The organism is Sphingomonas aerophila (assembly GCF_014199305.1).
Classification (GTDB): Bacteria; Pseudomonadota; Alphaproteobacteria; order Sphingomonadales; family Sphingomonadaceae; genus Sphingomonas; species Sphingomonas aerophila.
Window position 1 is genome coordinate 115,815 of sequence record NZ_JACIJK010000003.1, and the last position, 24,702, is coordinate 140,516.

The 24,702-nt window shown below is 65.5% G+C and carries 20 protein-coding genes; 16 read left to right on the forward strand and 4 right to left on the reverse strand.

Translation table 11 applies throughout. The features are described from left to right. The first annotated feature begins 1 nt into the window (after nucleotide 1). Complete coding sequence (locus tag FHS94_RS05450; protein WP_184055494.1) at nucleotides 2–979, forward strand: ATP-grasp domain-containing protein; 978 nt, start codon at nucleotides 2–4, stop codon at nucleotides 977–979. Beyond that, the gene (locus FHS94_RS05455; RefSeq protein ID WP_184055496.1) at nucleotides 963–1,643 is read left to right on the forward strand and encodes an HAD family hydrolase; all 681 of its coding nucleotides are present in this window, start codon (nucleotides 963–965) and stop codon (nucleotides 1,641–1,643) included. The genes FHS94_RS05450 and FHS94_RS05455 overlap by 17 nt, the downstream gene beginning before the upstream one ends. Here the strand turns inward: FHS94_RS05455 and FHS94_RS05460 are convergent. Then, on the reverse strand, nucleotides 1,558–2,742 hold the full coding sequence (locus FHS94_RS05460; protein WP_184055498.1) for an acyltransferase family protein: 1,185 nt from the start codon (nucleotides 2,740–2,742) through the stop codon (nucleotides 1,558–1,560). The two genes, FHS94_RS05455 and FHS94_RS05460, sit on opposite strands and share 86 nt — an antisense overlap. 312 nt (nucleotides 2,743–3,054) lie before the next feature. On the opposite strand from FHS94_RS05460, the gene FHS94_RS05465 reads away from it, so the two are divergent. Next, a complete protein-coding gene (locus FHS94_RS05465) occupies nucleotides 3,055–3,900 on the forward strand; it encodes a response regulator transcription factor (protein ID WP_221234580.1) in 846 nt (281 codons plus the stop codon). A gap of 45 nt (nucleotides 3,901–3,945) precedes the next feature. Next, nucleotides 3,946–6,234, forward strand: a complete 2,289-nt coding sequence (locus FHS94_RS05470; protein WP_184055502.1) for a GumC family protein — start codon at nucleotides 3,946–3,948, stop codon at nucleotides 6,232–6,234. Between the two features lie 33 nt (nucleotides 6,235–6,267). On the opposite strand, the gene FHS94_RS05475 is transcribed toward FHS94_RS05470, so the two are convergent. Then, nucleotides 6,268–7,653, reverse strand: a complete 1,386-nt coding sequence (locus FHS94_RS05475) for a lipopolysaccharide biosynthesis protein (protein WP_246348383.1) — start codon at nucleotides 7,651–7,653, stop codon at nucleotides 6,268–6,270. 144 nt (nucleotides 7,654–7,797) lie between these two features. On the opposite strand from FHS94_RS05475, the gene FHS94_RS05480 reads away from it, so the two are divergent. The 9 genes from FHS94_RS05480 to FHS94_RS05520 all read left to right on the forward strand — a co-directional run bounded on the left by FHS94_RS05480 (nucleotide 7,798) and on the right by FHS94_RS05520 (nucleotide 18,008). Continuing rightward, nucleotides 7,798–8,664, forward strand: coding sequence for a hypothetical protein (locus tag FHS94_RS05480; RefSeq protein WP_184055504.1), 867 nt, complete (start codon nucleotides 7,798–7,800; stop codon nucleotides 8,662–8,664). Next, nucleotides 8,652–9,860, forward strand: a complete 1,209-nt coding sequence (locus FHS94_RS05485; protein WP_184055506.1) for a glycosyltransferase family 4 protein — start codon at nucleotides 8,652–8,654, stop codon at nucleotides 9,858–9,860. The genes FHS94_RS05480 and FHS94_RS05485 overlap by 13 nt, the downstream gene beginning before the upstream one ends. Continuing rightward, complete coding sequence (locus FHS94_RS05490) at nucleotides 9,817–10,908, forward strand: hypothetical protein (protein ID WP_184055508.1); 1,092 nt, start codon at nucleotides 9,817–9,819, stop codon at nucleotides 10,906–10,908. Before FHS94_RS05485 ends, FHS94_RS05490 begins: the two co-directional genes overlap by 44 nt. Before the next feature lie 99 nt (nucleotides 10,909–11,007). Continuing rightward, on the forward strand, nucleotides 11,008–12,483 hold the full coding sequence (locus FHS94_RS05495) for an aminotransferase class III-fold pyridoxal phosphate-dependent enzyme (RefSeq protein WP_184055509.1): 1,476 nt from the start codon (nucleotides 11,008–11,010) through the stop codon (nucleotides 12,481–12,483). Further along, entirely contained in the window at nucleotides 12,473–14,089 is a 1,617-nt protein-coding gene (locus tag FHS94_RS05500) for a glycosyltransferase family 39 protein (protein ID WP_184055512.1), read from the forward strand. Before FHS94_RS05495 ends, FHS94_RS05500 begins: the two co-directional genes overlap by 11 nt. After that, nucleotides 14,086–15,120: a UbiA family prenyltransferase gene (locus FHS94_RS05505; RefSeq protein ID WP_221234581.1), complete on the forward strand. Its 1,035-nt coding sequence runs from the start codon at nucleotides 14,086–14,088 to the stop codon at nucleotides 15,118–15,120. Before FHS94_RS05500 ends, FHS94_RS05505 begins: the two co-directional genes overlap by 4 nt. After that, on the forward strand, nucleotides 15,120–15,491 hold the full coding sequence (locus FHS94_RS05510) for a hypothetical protein (protein ID WP_184055514.1): 372 nt from the start codon (nucleotides 15,120–15,122) through the stop codon (nucleotides 15,489–15,491). Before FHS94_RS05505 ends, FHS94_RS05510 begins: the two co-directional genes overlap by 1 nt. After that, on the forward strand, nucleotides 15,484–16,959 hold the full coding sequence (locus FHS94_RS05515; protein ID WP_184055515.1) for a GMC family oxidoreductase N-terminal domain-containing protein: 1,476 nt from the start codon (nucleotides 15,484–15,486) through the stop codon (nucleotides 16,957–16,959). Before FHS94_RS05510 ends, FHS94_RS05515 begins: the two co-directional genes overlap by 8 nt. Further along, nucleotides 16,956–18,008, forward strand: coding sequence for an NAD-dependent epimerase/dehydratase family protein (locus tag FHS94_RS05520; protein ID WP_184055517.1), 1,053 nt, complete (start codon nucleotides 16,956–16,958; stop codon nucleotides 18,006–18,008). The genes FHS94_RS05515 and FHS94_RS05520 overlap by 4 nt, the downstream gene beginning before the upstream one ends. On the opposite strand, the gene FHS94_RS05525 is transcribed toward FHS94_RS05520, so the two are convergent. Next, nucleotides 17,922–18,965: a lysylphosphatidylglycerol synthase transmembrane domain-containing protein gene (locus FHS94_RS05525; protein ID WP_184055519.1), complete on the reverse strand. Its 1,044-nt coding sequence runs from the start codon at nucleotides 18,963–18,965 to the stop codon at nucleotides 17,922–17,924. The genes FHS94_RS05520 and FHS94_RS05525 overlap by 87 nt on opposite strands. Further along, on the reverse strand, nucleotides 18,962–20,128 hold the full coding sequence (locus FHS94_RS05530) for a glycosyltransferase (protein WP_184055521.1): 1,167 nt from the start codon (nucleotides 20,126–20,128) through the stop codon (nucleotides 18,962–18,964). Before FHS94_RS05530 ends, FHS94_RS05525 begins: the two co-directional genes overlap by 4 nt. A 273-nt stretch (nucleotides 20,129–20,401) precedes the next feature. Here FHS94_RS05530 and FHS94_RS05535 point away from each other — a divergent pair, with 273 nt between their 5' ends. Genes FHS94_RS05535 through FHS94_RS05545 form a run of 3 tightly spaced genes read left to right on the forward strand, consistent with a single transcriptional unit; the run spans nucleotide 20,402 to nucleotide 24,686 of the window. After that, complete coding sequence (locus FHS94_RS05535; protein ID WP_184055523.1) at nucleotides 20,402–21,583, forward strand: acyltransferase family protein; 1,182 nt, start codon at nucleotides 20,402–20,404, stop codon at nucleotides 21,581–21,583. After that, nucleotides 21,580–22,905 (forward strand): O-antigen ligase family protein, encoded by a 1,326-nt coding sequence (locus FHS94_RS05540; protein ID WP_184055525.1) that lies wholly within the window; start codon nucleotides 21,580–21,582, stop codon nucleotides 22,903–22,905. Before FHS94_RS05535 ends, FHS94_RS05540 begins: the two co-directional genes overlap by 4 nt. 35 nt (nucleotides 22,906–22,940) lie before the next feature. Continuing rightward, a complete protein-coding gene (locus FHS94_RS05545) occupies nucleotides 22,941–24,686 on the forward strand; it encodes a pectate lyase (RefSeq protein ID WP_184055526.1) in 1,746 nt (581 codons plus the stop codon). Nucleotides 24,687–24,702: the final 16 nt, after the last annotated feature.

Below are 24,702 nucleotides of genomic sequence, written 5' to 3' on the forward strand. Positions count from 1 at the left end.
CATGGGCGGTGGCAACGGTACGCACCGGATCCTGATCAGCTCGGCCGGGCGGCGGGTTGCGCTGCTGCGCTGCTTTCAAGCCGCCGGCCGCGAACTGGGCATCGATCTGCGCATCCTGGCATGCGATCTCGATCCGCAATGGAGCGCCGCCTGTCTGGAGGCGGACGCTGCCTTTGCAACGCCACCGGCGGGTTCGGACGAGTTCGTCGAAACAATGCTGGCGTTGTGCGAGCGTGAGCGCGTCGCCTTGGTCGTACCGACCATCGATACCGAACTGATCGCCTATGCCCATGCGGCGCACCGGTTCGAGGCGATCGGCACCCACGTCGCGATCGGCTCGCCCGCGCTGGTCGAGATGGCGCGCGACAAGTATGAAACCGCGCGATTCCTGGCCGCCGCCGGCGTGACGTCGCCCCGAACGGCGCGTGCGGCCGAGATTGTTGGCGACGGAGCGGACTGGTCGTGGCCGCTGCTCGCCAAGCCGCGTCATGGCAGCTCGAGTCGCGGCATCGCAGCCGTGTCCTGCCCCTCGGAGCTCGCGGCGCTTGATCGACAGGAACCCTATATCGTGCAGGAGATGCTGCGCGGGCGCGAGTTCACGGTCAGCCTGTACTTCGATCGCGAAGGCACGCTGCGCTGTGCGATCCCGCACGAGCGGCTGAGGGTGCGGGCCGGCGAGGTGGAGAAGGGCGTCACGATCCGGCATCCCGGGTTGGAGGACGCCGCGCGCAGACTTGCCGCAGCCCTGCCGGCGCCGCGTGGCGTGAAGTGCTTTCAGGCGATCATGCCACCGGACGAAGAGCCATCGGTGTTCGAGATCAACGCCCGGTTCGGCGGGGGTTATCCGCTGGCCCATCGGGCTGGGGCGACTTTCGCGCGATGGCTGCTCGAGGAGCGGTTCGGCCGTCAGTCGACCGCCACGAACGACTGGGAAGCATCGGTGAAGATGCTGCGTTTCGACGATGCCGTCTTTCTGTGACCAGGAGCAAATCCGGCGCGTCGTCGTATTCGACCTGGACGACACGCTGTATCTGGAGCGGGACTACGCGATTAGTGGGCTCGCCGCGGTGGGCGTGTGGGCGGGTTGCCAATTAGGGCTGACCGGCCTGGGCGCCAACATGCTGGCCCGGTTCCAGCGTGGTGAGCGGACCGGGATCTTCGATGCTGCTCTGGCGGAGCTTGGCCACCCGGCATCCCCCGACCTGATTGGCAGTATGCTGGCCGTGTACCGGCAGCACCGGCCCCGAATTTCGCTCACGCCCGATGCGGCGGAGCTGCTGGACGACCCCCCTAGAGAGACGGCGTTCGCGATCATCACCGACGGCTATCTCGATGCGCAGCGTCGCAAACTGCGCGCTTTGAAAGTTGGGCGGCGCGGCGTGCGGCTCGCAGTGTGCACCGACCGATGGGGTCGTGACGCGTGGAAGCCGAATGTCCGCGCGTTTGAACACGTCCAGCAGGCGTTTGGGCTGGGACCTGACCGGTACACCTATGTGGCGGACAATCCGGCAAAGGACTTCCACGCGCCCCTGCGGCTCGGTTGGCAGACTGTTCGCGTCATGCGCCCCGAACGCTTGCACCAGGCGATCCGGCCCGGCGATGTCGAGGCGGATCGTACGATCCTCGACCTCTGGCAATTGTGAGGGGGCGGGCAGGGCGCTTCGTGCGATCTGACGCTGAGCCGCCCGCGCCAAATCCATTGATCCAGCGCTGCGCTGGCCTTTCCACCAGGAAGAAGCTCGCCGCGCCCAGTGCGACCGCGGCCGGAATCAGCACCAATGCCGAAATCTTGTCGCTCAGCATATAGGCCGGCTGCTGCCAAAGGTAGATCGAATAGGACAGCAGGCCAAAGGCGGTCAGGACCCGGGCCGACAAGAGTCGCAGCAGCCAGGCAGGCGAGAGGTCGAGCATGTTGACCGACACCGCCAATAACAGGGCCGATGCGGTATACGCGAGAGGAAAGGGCGCCACGAAGAACAGCACCGCCGTCAGCACGGTGCATGGCACCGGAAGCCAGCCAAGCACACGCGCCAATTTCCCCTCGCCCAGTTCGGCATCACGGAGCCAAAGAAACAGCGCTGCTGACAGGAATATCGGCGCCAGACGCACATCGCTACGCCAGTAGATCGCATGAGCACCCCCTGCGCCGATTGCCCAAAGGCGCGCCCCGTTCAACAATCCCGCTATGCCAGCCAGCGTCAGCACCCATTTGGCCGGGCCGATCTGCCGGGACAGGAGGAATGCGATCAGCGCGAGCGCGACGTAGCAATGCTCCTCGACCGAGAGTGACCAGATATGCCCCAGCGCCAGGGAAGAACCACCGCTGACCGCCGGAACATAGTTCATCGTGAACGTGACCGCCGTCAAATACTCCCAAGTCTCGATGACGGGGGCTCCGCGCAGGGCGAGGGAAATGAACGAGAACAGCGCCATTGCGGCCGTGAAGACTGCGAGAGCCGGGAAGATGCGGGCGACGCGTCGACGGAAGAAATCCGGAAGCGGGTGACGCGAGACGAACAGGATGCTGGCCATCAAGCGGCCGCTAAGCACGAAGAACAGGTCCACGCCGAACCCGCCCAGTACATAAAGCCGACCGAAATAAGCACTGCCGAAATGGGCAGCGAGCACCATGATGATGGCCAGCCCCCTCCAGCCATCAAGATAGGCGGCGCGTGGTGCCGTCCCGCGGTTCGACTGCCGTGCGGGTTCGGGAAAGGCTATGCCGTCCGCAGATCGGTTCACGTGTCCTCTTGACCTTTGTCCTGACAAGCATGGCCGTTAGGGCCAGGCTAGGTACGCCGCACCTTGCGCGTCAACAGACCGAAAGGATGATGCGGGACGTCCTTTGGGGAGGGGCGAATTGATCGAGCCTGCTGCAGAAGAGAGGCGCCGCTCCACGACGCCGTGCCGTCTACCGCCTGGATACCATGCGTAAGGCCATCTGAATGCAATAGAACCAGCCGCCAGGATACTTGGCCGCACAGACTCTGTTCCAATACTTACCTACGTAGCTTCTCCATGCTTCATCCGTGGTACTTTTGGCGATTAGAAGGTATGTTGATCGCAAATAAGTGGTGGGCGGAAAAAGAGGGGGCGGCTGTGCGTGAAAACATCGCAATAGCAATTATGAATCGTAATGAGATCGAAGGTGAGGGGCTGAAGCGAATCCTGGTAGATCGTCAGTTCCAGACGGTTGATGTATGCCGAGATCTTCGCGCTCTGACAGAAATCGGACGAAATATTTCGGATAATATTCTGGTCATTGTAACCGCGCCGGCCGACTCTACCAGCATCGACCTCTGCCGCCAGATCCGCACCGAACTGGCGGGCGCCAAAATACTTCTGTTGGCGCATTCTTGCGCAAGTGGCCTAGTTGCCGAGGCCTTCCGTGAAGGTGCGGATGGTTATGTCAGCAAGGACACGTCCTGCGCCAGCCTCGTTCAGATGATCCGACTGGTGGCGCTCGGAGAAAAGATCATCCCCTCACAGGTCGTGTTCGAGCTGGCCGAGGTCAGGAGCGACCCCAGGTGGGTGGACGGGGACAACCGGGTGGACAAGGCCAAAATCTCTGAGCGGGAGGTCGAAATCCTGCGCGGGCTGGTCAACGGTGAACCCAACAAGGTCATCTCCCGCCGCCTTGGCATCAGGGAGGCCACGGTAAAGGTCCATATCAAGTCGATCCTGCGCAAGCTGCACGTCGCGAACCGTACACAGGCCGCCATCTGGGCGCTGAGCCGAGGCGTCGTGAAGAGGAGCACGACGGCCCTGCTGCCAAAGGCCGGCCTGGAAGGCGAGCGGCCGGTGGAGCGGCCAGGCGCGGGGGACGGCATGGCAGGCGCGCAGATCGCGGCACTGAAAGCCGCCTTCACCCCGATCGAGGCGTCCGCGGGACACCATTGAACGACACCAGAAATCCCGCCGGTCGCCGGCGGAGGGGGTAGGCCCATGCCAAGTGACGCTCTCGCACCTGCCGACATGGCGATGCGCCCTGTTCCGCTGTTTCCGCTGCGGGCCGAGGTCGCCGAAACGGGGCGACCAGGTTACCTTGGCATCGCAGAGTTCTTCCGCGTCCTGCGCCGGCGCGCGTCCCTGATCCTCTTGGTCGCGGTGCTCGGCACGATCGCGGCCATGGTGGTGATCGCGAAGACAGTGCCGGTGTACAGCAGTTCGGCAACTGTCATGGTCAAGCTGCCGGACCAGGGCGTCGATGCCGCCAACCCGAACGTTGTGCTGACGCCCAACGAAGAAACCGAGATCCAGACCAAGGTTGAGCTGCTGCAATCGCGCAACCTAGCCCGTGCGACTGCCAAGTCCCTCCGCCTTGCTGACGATCCCGAGTTTGCCGCCGAAAAGACCCGTCACGTTGGACCGTTTCGCTGGGTCCTGCAGCATCTGGTTACCGCGCCTGCCATCTCAACCGATCCCGAGGAACAGCGTAAGCAGGCCGAAAGGGCGCGGACCGAGGAAATCGTCAACAAGCTGATCAACCGGCTCGACGTGGCGCGTGTCGCTCGGTCAAGCCTGATCAAGGTCACCGCTTCGTCGACCGATCCACAAAAGGCAGCGCGCATCGCGAACCGGACAGTGGAAACCTATATCCGGGGCCAGGTCGATGATGCTCGCGAGGGCCGCGAACAGGACATCAAGAGCCTTTCCCAACGGGTCAGGGAAGTTGGTGGCCATCTCCACAATGCCGACTTCGCCGTCGCCCAATACCGCAAGCAGCACGGGCTGATCGATGCTCAACCGGACGCCAGCGGCGTGATCCAGTCGAACCAGCTCAACGGCCTTCTCGCCCAGGCCAGGGCCGACAATGCCGTCAGCGCCCGGCGTGCAGCGTCCCAGGCAAGCGGAGCAACGACGTCGCCACTGCTTGCCGGCTTGCAGGAACAGGAGACCGCTCTGGAACGTCGGCTGAGCGAGCTGAAGACCTTTTACGGCCCCGGCTATTCGGAAGTTACCAGGACCAATGCCGAACTTGCCGCCCTGCGTGGACGGATCAGCCTCGAAAGGCAGCGGATTGGCGCGGACCTGAGGAACGAGGCGGCAGCGGGGGGCGCGCGTGTTGCCACGATCCAATCGGACCTTGGTGGTGTTCGGTCGCAGACCTTCCAGGCAGGGGCAGCAGCCGTTCCGCTGCGCGCGCTTCAGCGCAATGCGGAGGCGGTGAACGGGCTTTATATCTCGCTGCTCAACCAGCTGAACCAGAAGATCGGAACTCCGGCAGACGTGCAGCCCGACCTGGCGATCGTATCCCGCGCGCCCGTTCCCGACGTGCCGAGCAGGCCCGTGCCGGGTCGTGCGCTCGCTATGGCGCTGCCCGGTTCGCTCGCGCTCGGCATCATGCTGGCCTTTGCGGTCGAAGCGATGGACACCAAGCTGCGCACGGCCGAGCAGGCGGAGCGGATCCTTGGCCTGCCGACGCTCGCCATGGTGCCCGACGTGTCTGACGAGGCCGGCCCCGGCATGCCGATCTCCTCGCTGGTGACCCAACGGCCCATATCGCGCTTTGCCGAGGCGATACGAAACCTGTTGATAGAGGTGGAAACGCGAGGACCACGGGGGCGATCACGTGTCGTGGTGGTCACGTCACCGAGCGGTGGTGAAGGAAAGAACACCATCGCCACCAGCCTTGCCGCTGCCGCTGCCAGCGTCGGGCGGGTCGCCGTGGTAGTCGACTTCGACCTGCGGCGTCCCAAGCTGGGCGCGCAGGCCGGTGCAAAGCCGGGCACGGGCGTGGTCGCCTATCTGTCAGGCGGGGCGGCGGTGGACGAGCTGCCCGTGACGGAGAACGAGGGGCACTTCGCCGTGATCGGCGTTGGGGAGGTGCCGATGGATCCGGGCGTCCTGATCACATCGCCGCGGCTGCCGGGCCTGATCGATCAGCTGCGCGACCGCTATGACCTGATCATCCTCAATGCGCCGCCGATCCTGCCCGTGCGCGATGCCAAGACCCTGGCCGACCTGGGCGATGCCACGCTGTTGGTGCTGAAATGGGGAAAGACCAACCCGGAGGCGGCTCGCGTGGCCATGGAGATGTTCGACCGGCCGGTCACCGGCGCGGTGATGAACATGGTTGATTATGCCGTTCACGCGAAGCGCCGGCATGGCGACGCCATTCACCACATCGCGAACCTGAACGACTATTTCGATGGTCCGGCCCCGCCAGCCGGCCCCTTCGGGATCACCCGGCTGGCGCGGAAGCTCCGGCGTTCGGTGGAGCGAGCGGCATAGTCCGGACGGCCGGAATCGGGCAGCGATCGGCCCCTACCGTTGCCCCGCCACGGCGAGCGCGCCTTCACGCGGGGCGGGCCAATGCCGGAGGGTGCGGCGGAGGGACAGACTGAGCCCGGTCAACCAGATCGCCGCAAAAACGACATGGGCGATATTGGCGCCCATCGCGCCGATCACGGTAACCAGGGGCGGGGCCGCAAGGTAGAACCCGGCCGTTGCCATCATCACGGTTCGCATCACCGCGGGCTGTTTGCCCAGCGCAAGCAGGGCCGCGCGGCTGGCGGCGCCGCTGATGCCGAGGGAGACGGCGAAGACCTGTACCGTGAGCAGGGGCGCAGCAGCGGCAAAGGCGGGGCCCGCCGTCCAGCTGAGCAGCCGCTCCCCCGTCAGCAGCAGCGCGGCGACGCACGCGGCACCATAGATGGCGAGCAGGATCTCGGTCTGCAGCACCACCCGGACCAACGCCTTGCGCTGGCCCTGTGCGGCCATGCGGCTCAGCTCCGGATAGATCACCGCCTCGACCTGCGATCCAACCTGCTGGATTACGCGGCTGACGCGCTTGGCAATGTGGTAGAGCCCGGCCGATGCCGGGCTCGCCAGCCATCCAACGATCAGCGTGTCGATCTGCTGGACGCTCGATGAAAGGGTGAGGGCGGCATTCGCACCCCATGTGAAGCGCCAGAGGCCGGGAAAGCGGTCGGAGATGCCGCGGACCGGAGCCCGGAGCAGGCCGGTGATGCGGGCCTTCGTCCGAAGGATCACGCACGCAGCGGCGAAGTTGGTCAGCGAGCCCTGGATCTGGGTGATGGCCCACAGGATCACGAAGCCGCGCAGCCCCGCGCCGTACGAGATTGCGATGATCACAAGCGCCAGCCGAACCAGCGCATTGGCGATCTGGATACGGGCCATTGTATGAAAATGACCGTACAGCCGGAAGATCGCCGTCGAGACGCCATTCACCGTGAACAGAAGCGACGTCATGTAGATCAGCGCCAGTCCCGCCATCCTAAGGGGTAAGCCCGTGACCCAATGCGCGGCGAGGCTCAGGATGGAGGCGGCCGCCCAGGCGGTCGCGCCACCGGCCAGATCCAGCAACAGGCCAAACTTGAACAACGAACGAAGGTCGGCGCGGTCAGCCTCCGCGTTCAATGTCGCGCCATAACGGATCAGCGGCTGCCACGATTGAAAGCTGAGCAACCGCTCGCTCGCCTGCCCCAGGGTGAGGATCAGCGCGAGGATGCCGTAACTGGCGGGCCCAAGCGCGCGTGCGGTGACGGCGACCGATACCAGGCTGATCGCCGCGGTCGCGGCCGTGCCGGTGAGTAGCGAGCCGACGGCCCGGGATCGGCGATGAAGGACTGCCTGCCGCACCCGTTCCCACGTCGGCAGCCGCCGCACCGTGTTCCTCACGTGCTCCATCATGCGCCCAGCGCCCTCCCCCGTCATGGCGGCGACCCTGCTTTATCGGGGATGGTCGCGCACTCGCCCAGCCGACGTACTTCAAAAGAGCAACGTCCCAACGCCGGAGTGGCACGCTACCAAGGCGGGGGGAGGGCTGCCTTCGTGATCACTGCGGCGCGTTTCTTTGCTGGTCCTGGTGGCGACTCGGTCGAACTGGAAGACCGATTCTTCACCGACCTGAAAACCCGTAACGCCACCTTCAAGCGAACCGCGACCGACCGGTTCGGCGACCTGGACGACGTGTGCATCCGCTGTTTCGCGGCCGCCGAGACATCGATCCGGGACGTGCTCGACATTGGCATCTCGTCGGGCGGTGCGACGCTGGCCCTGTCGGAACGGCTGCACAAGGCCGGGTATGATGCGGCCGTGACGGGGACCGACCTGTCGTTGACCGCGCACATCGTGCCGGTGCTGCCGGGCGTCAGAGCGCTGGTCGATGACGCGGGCTTTCCGCTGCAGCATGACGTGCTCGGGCTTGCCGTCCGGCCCTGGCGGCGGCGCGCCGATTACCTGACGGGAATGTTGTTCGTCCGCAACCTCCTGAACAGGATAGCCGGAAATCGCGCGCGGCGGGAGTTGCAGCGCGGCACCGATCAGGTTCGCTCCGTCCGACTGGTCAGCCCGCGGCTGGCGAACGATCGCCGGGTTTCGGTGGAACAGAACGACATCCTGGTACCCACCGAACAGTATCGCAACAGGTTCAACTTCGTCCGGGTCGCCAACGTCCTGAACCGCGATTACTTCAATGAGCCCGACCTGCGACGGGCGCTGCACAATTGCGTCAGCTACCTGTCCGGCCCGGGCGCCTGGCTTCTGGTGGTGCGGTCAACGGGCGGTCACCATGTCGCGACCTTGTTCCAGGTGTCCGCCGATGGGCGGCGGCTGACGGCCGTTGATCGTTTTGGCGGCGGGTCGGAGGTCGAATGGCTGGTGTTCCAGACGCCCCTGCCGGGTGAATGGGCGCGGTGACGGATCGTGCCCCCACCGTGGTCGCCTTCCCATTCGTGGGCGAACTGGTCGGCGGCAGCCATATCTCCGCCTGCGGGCTGATCCGGGCGCTGGACCGCAGCCGGTTCACGCCGCTGGTGCTCCTGCAGCATCCCGACGGCGCGGTCGGCCGATTGTTCCGCGAGGCTGGCGTCGAGGTCGAACGGGCTCCCGCTTCTGCGGAGCTGGCGCATGGCCGGCGGCTTGGGCCCGGACCGGTGCTGTCGGTTGCAGCGCGTTCGTTGCACCTCGCCCGGTTCCTGCGCGAGCGGCAGGTCGGGATCGTTCACTGCAACGATGGGCGAAGCTCTGCCACCTGGGGGCTTGCCGCGCGCCTGAGCGGGGCACGTCTCGTCTGGCACCATCGCAGCAGTCCGGACAGCGCCGGCTTGCGGCTGGTCGCCCCCTTGCTCGCGGACCGGGTGATCGCAGTGTCGCATTTTGCGTCACCGCGGCCAGGCCGGTTCTCTGCGGCAAGCCGCGCAACGGTGATCCACAGCCCCTTCGACGTGACCCAGCAGCATGGTCGGGCGGCGGCACGCACGGCCTTGCTGCACGCCGTGCCAGACGCTCGCAACTCCTGTTTTGTCGCGTTTTCCGGCGTGCTGATCGATCGCAAGCGGCCCCTGCTGTTCGTTGAAGCCATTGCTGCGCTTCGTCGCAAGGCGTCGGAGCTCGACGTGCGCGGCGTGATCCTGGGCGAAGCGCTGGATGACATGGACGCGCAGGTGCGGCGCAAGGCGGAAGCGCTCGGAGTGACGGACGCGGTTCACCTTCTGGGGTTCCGTGCGCCGGGGCCGTTCTGGCTGGCCGGGTGTGACCTGTTGATGGTGCCTGCCGTCGAGGAGCCCTTTGGCCGAACGCTGATCGAGGCGATGCTGGTAGGCACGCCGGTGGTGGCGACCCGGTCCGGTGGCAATGTCGAGGCGATCGATCACGAGCGGACCGGCCTGCTGGTACCGCCCGAAAATCCGGAGGCGTTGGCAGATGCGTGTCTCTCGCTGCTGCTCGATCGCGGGCGCAGGGCGGAGATGGCATCAACAGCGCAGATCCAGGCGCGCAAGCGGTTCGGCATCGAAACGCACGCAGCGGGTGTGATGGCGATCTATGACGAGCTTCTACAGTCGGGCTTCGGTGGGCGCCCAGTCCATCGCAGCGTTGGACGACGTGCCGCCTGAGCAGCTTCAGGCGGGACGCGCGCCGGTGGTGCCGCGCCATTCCTTGCCGTTGATTGTCGACCTGGATGGCACCCTTGTCCGGACGGACACGTTGCACGAATCGCTGCTAGCGCTCGCCTTTCGCCGGCCCTGGCATCTGGTCGGGGCGGTGGCGGCGATGCGTAGGGGGCGGGCCGTGTTCAAGCGACATGTTGGGCGAGTCTCGGTCCTGGACTGGGCGGCCTTGCCGTTCGACCCGCATGTGCTGAGCCTTATCGAACGACGTCGTGCAGCAGGCGACCCGGTGCATCTGGTGACGGCGGCAGACCAGTCCATCGCGGACGGCGTCGGTTCGGCGTTGAAGCTGTTCGAGACCGCTACGGGCAGCGACGGATCACACAATCTGCGTGGCAGTGCCAAGGCCGCATACCTCGCCGAACGCTTCCCGGACGGTTTCGACTATGTCGGCGATTGCGTGTCCGACATCGCCGTCTGGCGCGAAACGGGCAGGGCAACGCTGGCCGGCGGATCGAAACGGCTGGCGATGCGGCTGGAAGGGGAGGGGCTGACCACCACGATGCTCCCGTGTCATCGCGCGCGCGCAAGTGACTGGGTCAGGTTGATGCGTCCGCGTCGCTGGCTTGCAAACCTGCTGCTGTTTCTGCCCTTGTTGACGGCGCCGGAGGACGGACGCGCGGATCTGGTGCTGCGCTTCGGGATCGCATGGTTGCTGTTCGGCATGGCCGGCAGCGCCGCCAACATGCTCGGCGAGCTTGGCGACCTGGCCTTGGAGCGGCGCCATCCGATCAGGCGTTCGGGCCCGCTCGCCGCTGGCAGGATCGGGATCGGCACGGCCCTGACACTATCGTTTGTCCTGCTTGCCGCCGCATTGGCCGGCGGGGCCTTACTGGGCGGCACGATTGCCGTCGCGCTTCTGGGCTATGCGGGGCTTCTGCTGGTATGCCATCCCCGTCCGGGTCGCATGCTTGCTGGCCTGCTTGGAGCTGCCGGAATGGCCGCCATCCTGCTTTCCGCCGGGCTGATGCTGGCCGGTCATCCGCTGGTATAGTGGACGGGGACCAATCGGCCCGGCCAGCTACCTCGGGAGGAGTATAGAACCGCTTCGGCATCACTTTATTCTCGCCATGCTCGGGCGGGAGGAAGCAAGGTGGCCACGGCATTCAAAATTTCGGAAGCGGCTCGGTCGAACGAGGCCGGCGGAGCGCTGTTGACGCTCGAGCAAAGCCTCGACCTTTCCAGCGCGGAAGCGAACGAGCTCTACAAGCGCCACCTCAACAAATACATGCTCCAGCTATTCGATGTTCTCGGCCTTGCCGACATGGATATCGTGAGCGCTCAAGGCGCGGAGATCGAGCTGCGCGACGGCAGGCGCATCCTGGATTTTCACACGGGCTTGGGGGTCGTGGGGCTGGGGCACAACCATCCGCGCATCATTGCGGCGGAGCGGGCGTGCCACGACCGCCACATCCTCGATTCCATCAAGCTTGCACCGCACAAGCTACAGGGCGCACTGGCTTATAACCTCGCCCAAATGCTTCCCGATCCGCTGGGCGTCTCTTTCTTCGCGGTGTCCGGCGCGGAAGCGAACGAAGCGGCAATGAAGCTGAGCGAGCGCATCCAGACCCCCAAGGGCAAGCGCAAGTTCCTGTGCATGCGCGGCGCCTTTCATGGCAAAACGCATGGCGCGCTGTCGCTGACCACGGCGACCGATGTGCAGAGCGGCTTCCTGCTCGGCGTCCCGCGCGAGAACATCATCTATACCGAATACGGCAACATCGACGCGATGCGCGACGCGATCCGAGCGGAAACGGACGCAAAGGGCCGCAACACGATCATCGCCGCCATTGTTGAAACGATGCGCGGCACGTCATGCGAGGTGCTGCCCCCCGGCTATCTGTCGTCCTTCACCCGCATCTGCCGAGAGAACGACATCGTGTCTATCTTCGACGAGGTAAAGGTCGGGATGGGCAGGACGGGCCGGTTCTGTGCCTTCCAGCACGACCAGGGCACTGTGCCGGATATCGTCACGCTGGCCAAGACGCTGGGCGGCGGCAAGCGTGAGGTCGCGGCGATGGTCACGTCGCAGCGGTTGTTCGACCTGGCATACGGCAACAAGCAGGACTGCAACCTGCACAGCTCCACCTTCAGCGGTCTTGGCGAAAGCTGCGCGGTGGCGATCGAGACGCTAAACGTCTTGCGTGACGAAAAGCTGATCGAAAACGCCGAGAAGATGGGCGTCCATCTGTCCGGTCAGCTGCAGGAACTCCAGCGCAAACATCCCCGCACGATATTGGACGTGCGCGGACGCGGCCTGTTTCAGGCGATCCGCCTGAACTTTGGACAAGCGCTGGCGGCGAAGCTGGTCGACATCAGCAGCAACCCGATGTTCCGCACCTATCAGACGGTGTTGATCGGGGCGCTCGCCCGGGAGCTCTACGAGCGCCACGATATCCTGGTCCATTTCCAGCCGGGTGCGCGCGACATCCTGCACTTCATGCCACCCTTCACCATCGGGACGGCGGAAGTCGACCGGCTGGTCGCGGCACTGGACGACACGCTGACCAGGGGCATCGCGGATGCGACCGTGCGCTTCGTGGCCAAGAACATCGCCCGTGTCTTCTGACGTTTCAGCGGTTGATGGGCGGCTCGCATTCGCTCCGCCCGCGGAACCTGGCGAGAGTTCGACCGGGCGGTACGGCTTGGTCGCGACGCCCGGTGCATGGACGGCGGGCGCCCTGGGCGCGATCGCCATATCGGCGGCGTTGTTCCTGACGGGCACGCGGCTGGGCATCGGCGTTCTTCCGGACACCACTCGATACATGGGGATGAACGAAGTCCCCTATGACGCGCCGCTTTATGCCTGGACGCTGGCGTTGGCGGTGCAGACGGGTCTTGGCATGGCGGCTGCGGCCAAGTGGGTCGGGCTGGCGCTGGTGGTCGCGAACAGCGCGCTGGTATGGCACCTGTTAGCCCGCACGACCGGCCGTATCGTCCCGACCGCTATCGGTACCGGGCTGATCATCCTTTCCCCGCAATTCGTCTACCTCCACGCGCTCGCTCTGTCGGAGCCGCTGTTCCTGTTCTTCATACTTGCGACCTTGCTCGCATTTCTGAGATACTTGGGCACGGGAAGCTGGGGCGGCCTTGTCGGCTGTGCCGTGCTGCTGGGGCTATGCTCGCTCGTCCGGTTCACCGCGCCGCCGCTGGGTGCGGCGCTCGCGCTGACGTTGCTGGTCAGGCGTGAACATGCCTGGCCCCGGCGGCTGGCCGAGGTGGCCGTCCTGGGCATCGTCGCAGGTGTCTTGTTTGTCGGCTGGGCCGCCGCGAGCGAGGCCAGTGCCGGCCACTCACTGGGCCGTGAGTTCGCCTTCAACGGGACCATGGGCCCGGCCGAGTGGTGGAGGAGCCTGGCGGTCATGACCGCGTGGCTCTTGCCCGACCAAGTACCCTTCGCGCTGCGTGTGACATTGCTGGCGGCAGTGCTGGTCGCTGGCACTTGGCTGACGGCCCGGATCACCCGCCGGGCGCTGGCGTCACCAGCTCAGGGGCAAGACGCCGCGGTGCAGTTGATGCCAATGACGCTGGCCGCGTTTTTCGTCGCCTACCTCCTCTTCATGGTGCTCGCGACCGCGATCGAGGCCAACCTGGCGCTAAGCGGTCGGTACGCCTTTCCGCCCTATGTCGCGGCCGTGCTGCTGATGACGATCGTGACGAGTACGGCCTCGCCGGGCGGTGCGGCGCGCGAGCCCCTGACGCTCGCGCTGGCCTGCCTCGGCGTCCTGGTGCTGGGCGGCCATGTCGTGCGGACCACGCTCAGAACGTGGGAAATGCGCGGCACCGGCATTGGCTATGCGGCGCGCACCTGGAAGGAGTCGCCCACGGTCCAGCACCTTTCAAGGCTGCCCGCAGGCGCTGAAATCTGGAGCAACGCGCCCGACGCGGTCACATTCCTGACGGCACGGCCGGCGCATTGGCTTCCTGTGCGCGCGCTGCAACGAACGGGGAAGCCCGATCCAGCGCACCCTTATCCGGCTCAGATCGATGATCTGCGCCGCCAACTCGACCGCCGGCCGGGATATCTGGTGTTTTTCGACCAGGTCCAGTGGCGCCCTTATTACCGGAACAGCGAGGCGGAGCTGGCCCAGGCACTGAACCTGCGCCTCGCTGACCGCGCCTCCGACGGGCGCATCTACACCGCCGGCGCTTCGCTCAGGGAGAAACAGCCGTGAGGACGGATGCACAATTCTCGACCGGCACCGCGGGGGCGCCGGACTATCCAGCGATGGCCGTTCCCGTCGGCGAACGATCAAGTGCATCGTTCCGCGACTACCTCGCGATCGCGCGCCTCGATCACATGACCAAGCACGTCTTTATCGTGCCCGGCATCATCCTGGCATCCGTTCTGCGCGGGTCGTACCTGGAGATCGAACCCCTCCTGATCCTGCTCGGCCTTGCCAGCGCGGTGGCGATTGCGGGTGGGAACTACGTCATCAACGAATGGCTGGACCGGGAGTTCGACGCGTTCCACCCGGAGAAGTCGAAGCGCTCCGCGGTACAGCGTCAGCTATCGCCCGCGCTCATCTACCTTGAATATGCGGTGCTGATCGGCGGAGGCCTGCTGCTCGCCAGCCTCGTCAACACGGCCTTTCTGCTGACCGCAGCGACCTTCGCGCTGTCCGGCGTCTTCTACAACGTACGCCCGTTCCGGACCAAGGACCGGGCCTATGTCGACGTGATCTCGGAATCGATCAACAACCCGATCCGGCTGACGCTGGGCTGGACCATGGTCGACCCGACGACCCTGCCGCCGGCCAGCCTTTTTCTCGCCTATTGGGCGGCAGGCGCATTCCTGATGGGCGCCAAGCGGCTGTCGGAATATCGCGACATCGCCTCCCGGGTCGGGATCGACATGCTGTGCCGCTACCGCAGGTCATTCGCGGGTTACACGGCAGAGAGCCTGACCGTGTCATGCTTCCTGTACGCAATGGTGTCCGCGTTCTTCCTGGCGGTGTTCCTGATCCGCTACCGCCTCGAATACCTGCTGGCGTTCCCATTCATCGCGGGCCTGTTCGCCTCGTACCTGTGGCTGTCGCTGCTCAGCAATTCGGTCGCCCAACGGCCCGAGCGACTGTTCCGGTCGAAGCGGCTGATGCTCGCATCCGGCGTGACCGCCGCGGTGCTGCTGGTGACCTCCTTCGTCAACATTCCCGTCCTCGGGACCCTGTCGGCGCCCAGCTTCATGCCGGCATCGCCACGCTGATGGGCCCGGACTTCGCGGCGTGCGTTCGGGCGCTCTCGGCGACGCTGCTGGCGGAGCAGTCCGTGCTGCCCGTCACAGAGCGGGAGAAGGAGGCGGTTGCCGATCATCTGCTTTCGACGGCCGGACGTATGCCCGATCATCTGCGCCTGGCGTTGCGCGCTGCAACGCTGTTCTTCGATGCACTTGCGTATCCGGTCAGCGGCAGGCCGTTTCACCAGCTTGGGCTGGCAAGGCAGCAGGCGCAGGTGCGCCGCCTCAACCGCCTGCCGATCGGACCGATCCGGAGCCTGACCGGCTTTTACCGCATCTTGTCCGTACACGCCCTGTGGAGCTTGGCGGAAAGCAGGGCGGCCTTGCCACGCCATGGCTGAACCCGTCCGCACCGATGTTCTGGTGATCGGCTCGGGACCGGGCGGCGCCGTCACGGGCCTGTTGTGCGCCGAAGCCGGGCGGTCGGTGCTGATGATGGAGGACGGGCCGGACCTGCCGGTCGACTCGGCACCGCCATTCTCGCTCCAGGAGATCGCGCAGAAATACCGGGGCGGCGGTATCGGCGTTGCGTTCGGGCCGGCCAAGCTCGCCTATGTCGAGGGGCGCTGTGTCGGCGGCGGGAGCGAGGTCAATCGCGGCTTGTATCACCGCGCGCCGGCCAGCCTGCTCGACCGGTGGCATCGTGACTTCCAGGTTCGTGACCTGTCGCCGGAGGTGATGGCGGCGCATTTCGAGGCGTGCGAGGCGATCGCCCGAGTCGAGTATCTGCCCGGTGAAGCGCCAGGCATCTCGACCCGCCTGCGCGACGGAGCCGAGGCGCTGGGCTGGGCAGCGGTGGAGGCCCGGCGCCTTTATTGTTACGGCGGGGAAAGCGCCGGCAAACAGTCCATGTCGCGCACCTTCGTTCCCCGATTCCGCGCGGCGGGCGGGGAGCTGCGAGCCGGGTTGCGTGCGGTGCGCCTGGCGCGATCGGGCAATGGCTGGCAGGTCGAGGCTGTGCAGCAGGCCGACGGGCAGGCTTCACGCCCCGTTTCCATTCGAGCCGACACGGTGTTTGTCGCGTGCGGGGCCGTGCAGACCCCGGCGCTGTTGAGGCGGTCGGGCATGCGTCGCAACATTGGCTCGTCGCTCCGCTTTCATCCGATGCTGAAGATGGTGGCGGAGTTTCCCGAGGAGGTGAACAAGCCGGGCGACCTCGATCCGGTGCATCAGGTCAAGCAGTTCGAGCCAGATGTCGGCATGGGCTGCTCGGTCAGCACGCCCTCGACACTGGCACTGGCGCTCAACGCCGATGCGGAGGCTCAGGCGAGGATCGCAAGCTGTTGGCGGCGCATGGGCATGTACTATGTACAGTCGACTGGGGGACAGGCGAAGGTGCGCAACCTGCCCTTTTTCCGCGATCCCCTGGTCACGTTTCAGTTCGATCGGGCCGACAGGGCGCGGCTGGTGCAGGGTCTGAAGGATCTCGGCCGGGCATTATTCGCAGCGGGAGCGGTCCGGGTCTATCCGGCCGTTGCGGGATGCCCGGCGGTGACGTCGCAGCGGGAGCTGGACGACCTGTCCGACGCCATCGTCCGGCAAGAAGGCAGCCTCAGTTCGGTGCATGTCTTCTCCTCGTGCCCGATGGGGGAGGATGAGGAACGGTGTGCGACCGATTCCTATGGGCGGGTTCGCGGGGCCGAAGGACTCCATATCGCGGACGCGTCGCTGTTGTGCACCCCCACTTCGGTCAACCCGCAGGGCACGGTAATGGCGATCGCACGTCGCAACGTCCTGCACCTGCTCGACGCCGGGGTCGGGCGTGGTCACCGGGCACAGCCCAGCCGGGTTCGCGAGTTGGTGGAATGAAGCATCTGATCACCGGCGGGTCCGGTTTCATCGGCAACCTGGTCGCGCGGCGTCTGCGGGCGAGGGGTGATGAGGTCCGCATTCTAGATTTGTGGTCCGACCCGTCCCGTCCGGCCGAAATCGAGTTCATCCAGGGCAGCATCACCGACCCTGCGATCGTCGGGTCGGCGATGAAGGACGTGGATGTCGTCCATCACGGCGCCGCGCTGGTCGCGCAAACGGGCGCGGGCAGGGCGTACCAGGCGGTCAATGTCGAGGGGAGCAGGATCGTCGCAGAAGCCGCCGCGCGCGCCGGGGTGGCGGCGGTCGTCGATATCAGTTCCACCTCCGTTTACGGCATGCCGCCCGATGGTGCGATCACCGCCACGACACCGGAGCAGCCGTTCGAGCCCTATGGACGCTCAAAGCTTGCCGGCGAGCGGGTCATTCGGGAGGTGTGCGGGCGCGCGGGCATCCCCCTCATCACCATCAGGCCGCGCGTCACGCTTGGCGCGGGACGACTCGGCATCTTCGAACTGCTGTTCCAGTGGATAGCGCAGGGGCGGCGCGTATGGATGCTGGGGTCGGGCAACAACGCGATGCAGTTCGTCCACGCCGATGACCTGATCGACTTCTACATGCTCGCGCTCGAGGCCGGGCGGCCCGGCACGTACAATGTCGGGACCGACCGTTTCGGGACGCTCAGGGGTGATCTTCAGGCCTTGATCGATTACGCAGGGAGCCGGTCCAAATTGACCTCTGTTCCGAAGGCTCAGGCCGCTGCCGTGCTGAGCCTACTATACCACATCGGTCTGTCGCCGCTCGTCCCCTGGCATTATCGGACGTACGATCGGCCCTGCCACTTCGATGTCGCGCCACTGTTGGGAATGGGGTGGCGGCCGCGTTATTCTAACGTCGAGATGCTGCGGGAAAGCTATGACTGGTTCTGCCGCCAGCGCGGGTTTGCAACGCCCGGTGCCATGTCACCGCACCGGTTGCCCCTGAAGCGCGGTATCTTTCGGCTCACGGCGGGTGCGCCCGGCCACGCTTCCGTCCACCAGCAGCCATAGCACCGCAAACAGGGCAGTCGGTGCCCATAGGATGAGGTGCGCGACCAGGATGACGGCCGTCGCGAAGGAGCGGTCCACACCGGCATAGGCAAAGGCCTGTACGCCTGCGAACTCAAAGGCGCCGAAGTGCCCTGGCAGGCTGGGAACAAGGGTGCCCAGTGTCGCGAAGGTAAAGGCGAAGGCGGGCGGCGCGAGATCGGCCGGCGAGCCACCCAGGCCGACCCACGCGCCCCACATGACCCCGGCTTCCAGCATCCACAGGAACACCGACAAGCCGAACAGTGCAAACAGCCGGCTGCCCGTTCCGATCTGCCGGATCGCGCCGGCAATTGTCGCGACAAGGCCCGAAGCCGTCCTGGCAAGCGGCCGTGGCGAACGCTCCAGCAGCGGCAGTGCGAGGCGGGTCGCCAGCGCTGGCATGAACAACACGGCCAGGGCGGCCGCGATACCGATCGCCGCCGCAAGCCGAATTCCCCGGCCAAGCCCGGCGGATCCGGCACTTCCAACCCAGGCGAAGGCGACATATCCGACCACCAGCAGCGAGATGACGTCGAGCACGCGTTCGACGATCATGGCCCCTACCACCGCGCCCGCGGGCAGATCGAAGCGTCGCGAGAACCACAGCACGCGCAGGCCGTCGCCCATCCGTAGCGGCAGGATGTCGCTCATCCCGAAACTCGCCACGAAGGGTGCGACGCTCGGCAGCATGGGTAATCGTCGGGCGACCACGATCTCCAGCATCAGCCAGAAACGAACAGCCCGCAAAAAGAAGTCCAGCGCCAGCGCGACCAGCGCGCCGATCAGCGGCCCGGCTGACGCTTGGCCAAGCGTGTGCGCAAGCACGCGGAGGTCGATCGCACGGGCGAGTAGGACAAGAAGGATCACGCCGGCTGCGGTGCTCAATGCCATGCGAAGCATCAGGCGTCGGCGGTTCGGCGTTGCTCGCGGGTCGCTCATTGCACCTTTCCGCGCTCGAACCGGGAGATCAGGCCGTCGAGCGCCCAGGCCATGCGCCGCAACGGTGATGCATCGACCGCAACCGCATTGCCGTGAAGATCAAAGCCCCTTTGCTGAGTTGACCGGCGCAGACTGGCCCGAAAGAGCCCCCAGCCGAGCGCCATCTGGGCACCCAAGCGGCGGCCCGGGCCTGCCCTCGCCGCCCATGCCGCGTGGAGGGGCGCAGCAACGAATCCTATAAAGCCGACCCATTGCTCGACCACTCGGTCCTCGGTGACATCAGCTGCCCGTAGCTGCGCACGCTCGATAAGCTGCTGAAAGAGAGCGGGGTTCTCGCGAAGCCGCCTTAGTTGCGCCAGCACTTCCGCCGGCGAACCAACGGGTATGAAGTCGAGGTCGGAATTGTGATGATGGAAGAAGGCCGGCTCATTCCCAACAAAGGCGGGGCAGCCGGCAAGCCAAGCGTTGAACAGCTTAGTAGCGGGTTTCGCGGCGAGGAAACGCGGCGTTCCGTCGCGGACGGCAAGCACCATGTCGATGTCGCTGTAATCGCCCCACTCCGCGGGATCGTCGCGGACCACCAACTCGACGCCCGACGCGGCGAGCTCCAAGAGGAAGTGCGGATCGCGATAGCCGGCGGCAAGGTTCTTCAACTCGCCAAAATAGCCTAGTCGCTCGAGCCGCGTGCCTCGTGAGGGGTCACGCGGCCGAAGGCCGGGTTGAGGCCAGTGCAGGATGTAGAACGCGTTGGGAGTTTCGATGGACGCGGGGCTCTGGACAATCTCGAGGTCGCACGTGAACGTCCGCTCGCGATCGGCCCGCACTGACACGATGAACGATCGCCAAAGCGTGGAAACACTTCGCCGCACATCATCGCGATGAGCGATACAGAGCGCGCCCGCGCGGAAATCATTGGCGAGTTCGACGTCGAGCCCCTTCCGGCGCAGCCGGAGGTACGTTCCCAGGATCCACACGTCCGGGCCACCGCGAAGGTTCATCAGAGATCGTTCGACATCGGCGGGCAGGCCGTCGTCGCGGAGGTCGAGCCGGTCGCGGCCGCCCGGCCGGACGAACAGCGCGGGCCCGGATGGCAAGGCAGAACGGAGCCGCCCCTCCTTTGCGCTGGCGAGAGCCACCGCCCCCGGCCGGTCCCCGTCCATCATCATACGGCTCTTCCCCCGAGACCGTTCGAAACGCACCCGCGCGGCTGCACCGACACTATGGAGGCGAAATCCAGACCGCAACGGAGCGGAAGGGGTAGTGACACCTGCCGGCCGCAGCGCCGTGGCCGTCAGCGATGCGCGTGCCGCTCAGCCTACCCCTTTCGAGTGCCGTTCTGCTCCGAATGGCCCCGACCGCGTGCCGGGGCGGAAGGCTATGCTGCGTGCGGCGGAGCCAGCGAGCTCATGCCGTGGGAGCGGGAGACAAAGGGGGTCATGGCTGCAGACCAGGCATCAGCGATCCCCGGCGGCTTTTCGCCGTCGCAGACAACCGAACCTGCGCCCTTGGCCGATGCGCCCCTGGCCGACGCGATCGCGGCGAGCCGATTCAACGCGGCCGCGCATGGACTACGCGGGATCGCGGCCTTCCTGGTGCTATGCGCGCACATCCTTGGGGGCACAGCGCGGCATATCTATGCCAGCGACACCGCCTATGTCGCTGCGGTAAAGCCCGCCTGGTATCTTGGCACGTTCGGCGTCCAGCTGTTCTTCATCATCAGCGGCTTCGTGATCCTCCCGAGTGCGATCCGGTACAAACCCGAAGAGTTCGCGCTGCGGCGGGCGCTTCGCATCTACCCTCTCTTTTTCGTGCTCTCGTTGCTGTTCATCCTGTTGAACGCCCACACCAATGCCTATCCGGACATCAACTCCGCAACGGCGATCATATCGGGCCTGCTGTTCCTCAACCTGTTTACGGGAACCGAACAGCTCACGCCCAACGCCTGGAGCCTGTCGTTCGAAGTGATGTTCTATGCGCTGACCTGCGCCATCGTGCATTTCGGTGTACGTCACCGGCGCAGGCTGCCGGCAGCCGTCGCGATCGCCGCGGCGGCCATATTCATCGCGGCTTTTCCGATCGCACTCTACTTCGTCGCGGGCGTGGTGATCCGTATCTTGTACTCGCGACGGCCTGGCACGGCCGCTGCGCCGCGTTGGGAGCTTGCCTCGCTCGCGCTGATGATCGGCTTCGCCAGCCGCGGCCACTTCGAATATCGTTGGAGCGACTTCGCCAACCCGGTCCTGGTGCCGATCATGCTGTCGTCATGGGCCTATTTCTATTTCGCCGTCGCCCCTGGCAGTCTCACCAGCCGGCTCGGGCGTAACCGGTTCGTCGCCTATACCGGGACGGTCAGCTACAGCCTCTACCTGGTCCATCCCTACGTATATCTGGGGCTGCGGAAGATCTTTGCGGCGAACGGCCTTTTCACCGAACACAGCGCGGTGTCCGTCATGATATTCGCCGTCCCGGTGATCCTGTTGTCCTTTGCCGCGGCGCACTGGGTTAATCGGGGCCTTGAGCAATGGCCCTATCGCTGGTTCTTCCACCAACAGGTCTATCGCACACGAAAGGGAGCGCCGGGCAAAACCGAGCCGATGCTGGTGGAGCGGCGCGCTTGAACCAGGCAGCAACGCTGAGCGCCCGGCGCGGCTGGCGCGCGATTCCCGACCGCGACCGGGTTCCTCTTCCGATCGCGATGGCGGTGTTCCTGGCCTGTTACCTGTCGTGGCGCCCATCGCGCGACATCATGTTCACGGCGAGCGACATGCTGTTCCTGCTTGGCGGCTGGATATTGCTCACCCGAAAGCGGCTGCCGGCCGAGCCGCTGGGGCCGTTCACGGCGCCCTGGCTGATCGCGTTCACGACCATGCTGGCCGGGCTGCTGATCGGATCAGTGGCGAGCGGCAGTCCCGACCGTTGGACGATCGTTGCCGTTCAATACATCTTCGCCTGGATCGTGCTGCCGTTTCTGCTCATCGGCCACGGGCATCGCTATACGATGATACTGGCCAGGATGTGGTTGCTGGGCGTGGTCGCGATGGAGCTGGTCGGCATCATCGTTTACTCCACGTTCGACATGTCATTTGAGACGGCACGTCAGGTGTTGGGGCTCGATTTCATCTCGGGCAGCCGTCGGCTTGGTGTGTTTGCCACCGACGCCAACTGGAACGGCGCGGTGATCGCAATGACGCTTCCGTTCGCCTTTTACCTGGCGAGCAAAAAGCTCATCGGCCCCATCTTCACGGTCGTGTCGGTTGCGATCCTGGTCTCCGCACTGACCTTTTCGGCGTCCTTCACCGCTTTCACCGCGAGCGTCATGGCGATCGTGATCTTCCTCACGGTTGGCGCGGTTCGGCCCAAGCCATGGGCGATCCTGCTCGTGCTCGCGGCGGGATCGCTCGTTGTGACGGGCGAATATACGCCTGAGATCTTTCAGAAGCGGGTGGGCGACGCCATCGAAACGGGGGACATCAGCGAAGCCGGCACGTTCACCGGCCGCGTCGCCCTGATAGCGGATGCGTGGGAAATGGCGGGCGACCATCTGCTTGTGGGGATCGGCGTGGATCAGGATCGCGTGGTCAGCAAACTGCGCGCCCCCGTGCACAACATGTACCTGCTGGTGCTGGTCGAAGGAGGGATCACCGCGCTGCTGGGCTGGGTGGGGATGATGCTCGTTGGACTGGCCACCGCGATCAGCGCGTTTCGCCACGACCGCCTGGTGGCCGCAGTTGCGTTGTCCGTGCTGACCACGTTTTTCATCTTTTCCACCGCCAGCCCGCACATGTACGCCAGGCTGTGGGCCGTCCCTGTGCTGGTCGCCCTGGCAGTCGCGCGCGATGTCTCGATGCAGGCAGAGGGGGGCGAGCCAACGCGGAGTGGACGCCGCTTCGCAACCCGTTTCCGCCCGGCGGATGCCCGGCTTTCGTCGACGGCGCGGTAGCCCAGGTGAACACACCCGCCGCGCGGCGCACGCCAATGCCAGCCATGTCATTCGGCCTCGTCCTGCTGGTCCTGTCGAGCATCGCCGGATGTGGCGAAGCGCAGCCCGCACCCAATCACAACGGCCTCGCGGAGGCGACGGCACCGTGCGATCACGCGGGAGATGCGCCGGCAACGCAGGTCGCCTTCCCAGCCGCCCAGGGATTCGGGCGCTTTGCCCGTGGGGGGCGAGGGGGCGCGGTGTTCCAGGTCACGTCGCTCGATGATTCAGGCCCCGGAACGCTGCGCGACTGTGCCGAAGCGAGCGGCCCGCGCACCTGCATCTTTCGGGTGAGTGGCACGATCGCGCTCGACGACTGGATCAAGGTCAAGCATCCCTTCCTGACGATCGCAGGCCAAACCTCGCCGGGCGGGATCGCCCTCAGGATCCGAAATGCCACCGACTCGCCCATGCTGGTCCAGACACATGATGTCGTGATCCGCTATTTGCGGCTGCGTCCTGGGCCGTCGGCGATCCGATCCACCAATGTCGACACGATACAGGTCAGCGGTGGTGCGCACGACGTCATCCTCGACCACCTGTCGACATCATGGCCTACGGACGAGGGGATCAACATCGTCGGTCCGGGCCACGGCCCCGCACCGTGCGGCCCGACCCGCAACGTGACGGTGCAATGGTCGATCTTGTCCGAAGGGCTGAACGTGGCGAACCGCGAAGCGCACAGCCGCGGGACCTATTTCGGTTACGGAGCGGAAAACGTCAGCTTCATCCACAACCTCATCGCCAGCAACATGCGGCGAAACCCGCTGATCAACACCCGCGGTCAGTTCGACATGATCAACAACGTGATCTACAATTCTGGCGCGTATAATGGCGAGTTCTACACGCGCTTTGGCGACCTGAAGGTTAATGTGATCGGCAACGCCGCAATCGCCGGACCTTCGTCGCGCAAGAACACGCAGCTGTACCTGGTCAACTACTTCCGTGACTATCCTGCCGACTTTTCCATCTACCTCAGTGGCAACCTCGATCTGCACCGCCGCACGGACAGCGGTGATCAGCGCCTGGTTCTTGAACCGAGCGATTGGAAATATGTCAGCTCGTCGCCAGTCGGCCAGCTATCGGTACCTGCCTCCGCCATCACCGGGCCTTCCGAAGCCTATCGAGCAATAGCCGTCGCATCTGGCGCGACCCGGCCCAGGCGCGACGCCGTTGATCGCCGGGTGATCGGAGAGATGCTGGCGTGCCGTGGAGCGATCATCAACGATCCGGCGGAGGTCGGCGGCTGGCCGGACCTGTCCGGCCCCGCAGCGCCGCCCGATCGCGACCAGGACGGAATGCCCGACACCTGGGAAGTGAAGCACGGTCTCTCACCCACGAACCCCGCCGACCGCAACGGAACCGGGCAGGCGAGCTATACCAACCTGGAGAGTTATCTAAACGAGTTGGCCGGCGATGGAACCGACATGGCAATGGCGGACCTGCCGGTGGTGACACCCGATCCGACCTGCGGCTTTGCCATCGCGGCGGCTCCACCACTGCCCAGCGTGTCTCTGACGGTGTCCCCCGCCAGCATCGTTTCTGGCGGCAGCGCGGAACTGCGCTGGAGCGGCAGCGACCTGCTGGCGTGCAAAGTGGAGGGGGAGGGCCCGACCCCGTTCGGGTCCATGGTCGTCAGTCCCAAGGTGACAACCGCGTATCAGGTGTCGTGCATCGGGCGAGGGGGCGGCGACGCGATCGATTCGGTATTGCTGAGGGTGACGCCCAGGGCCGCCAGCTAGGAATTTTTGCCTCGAC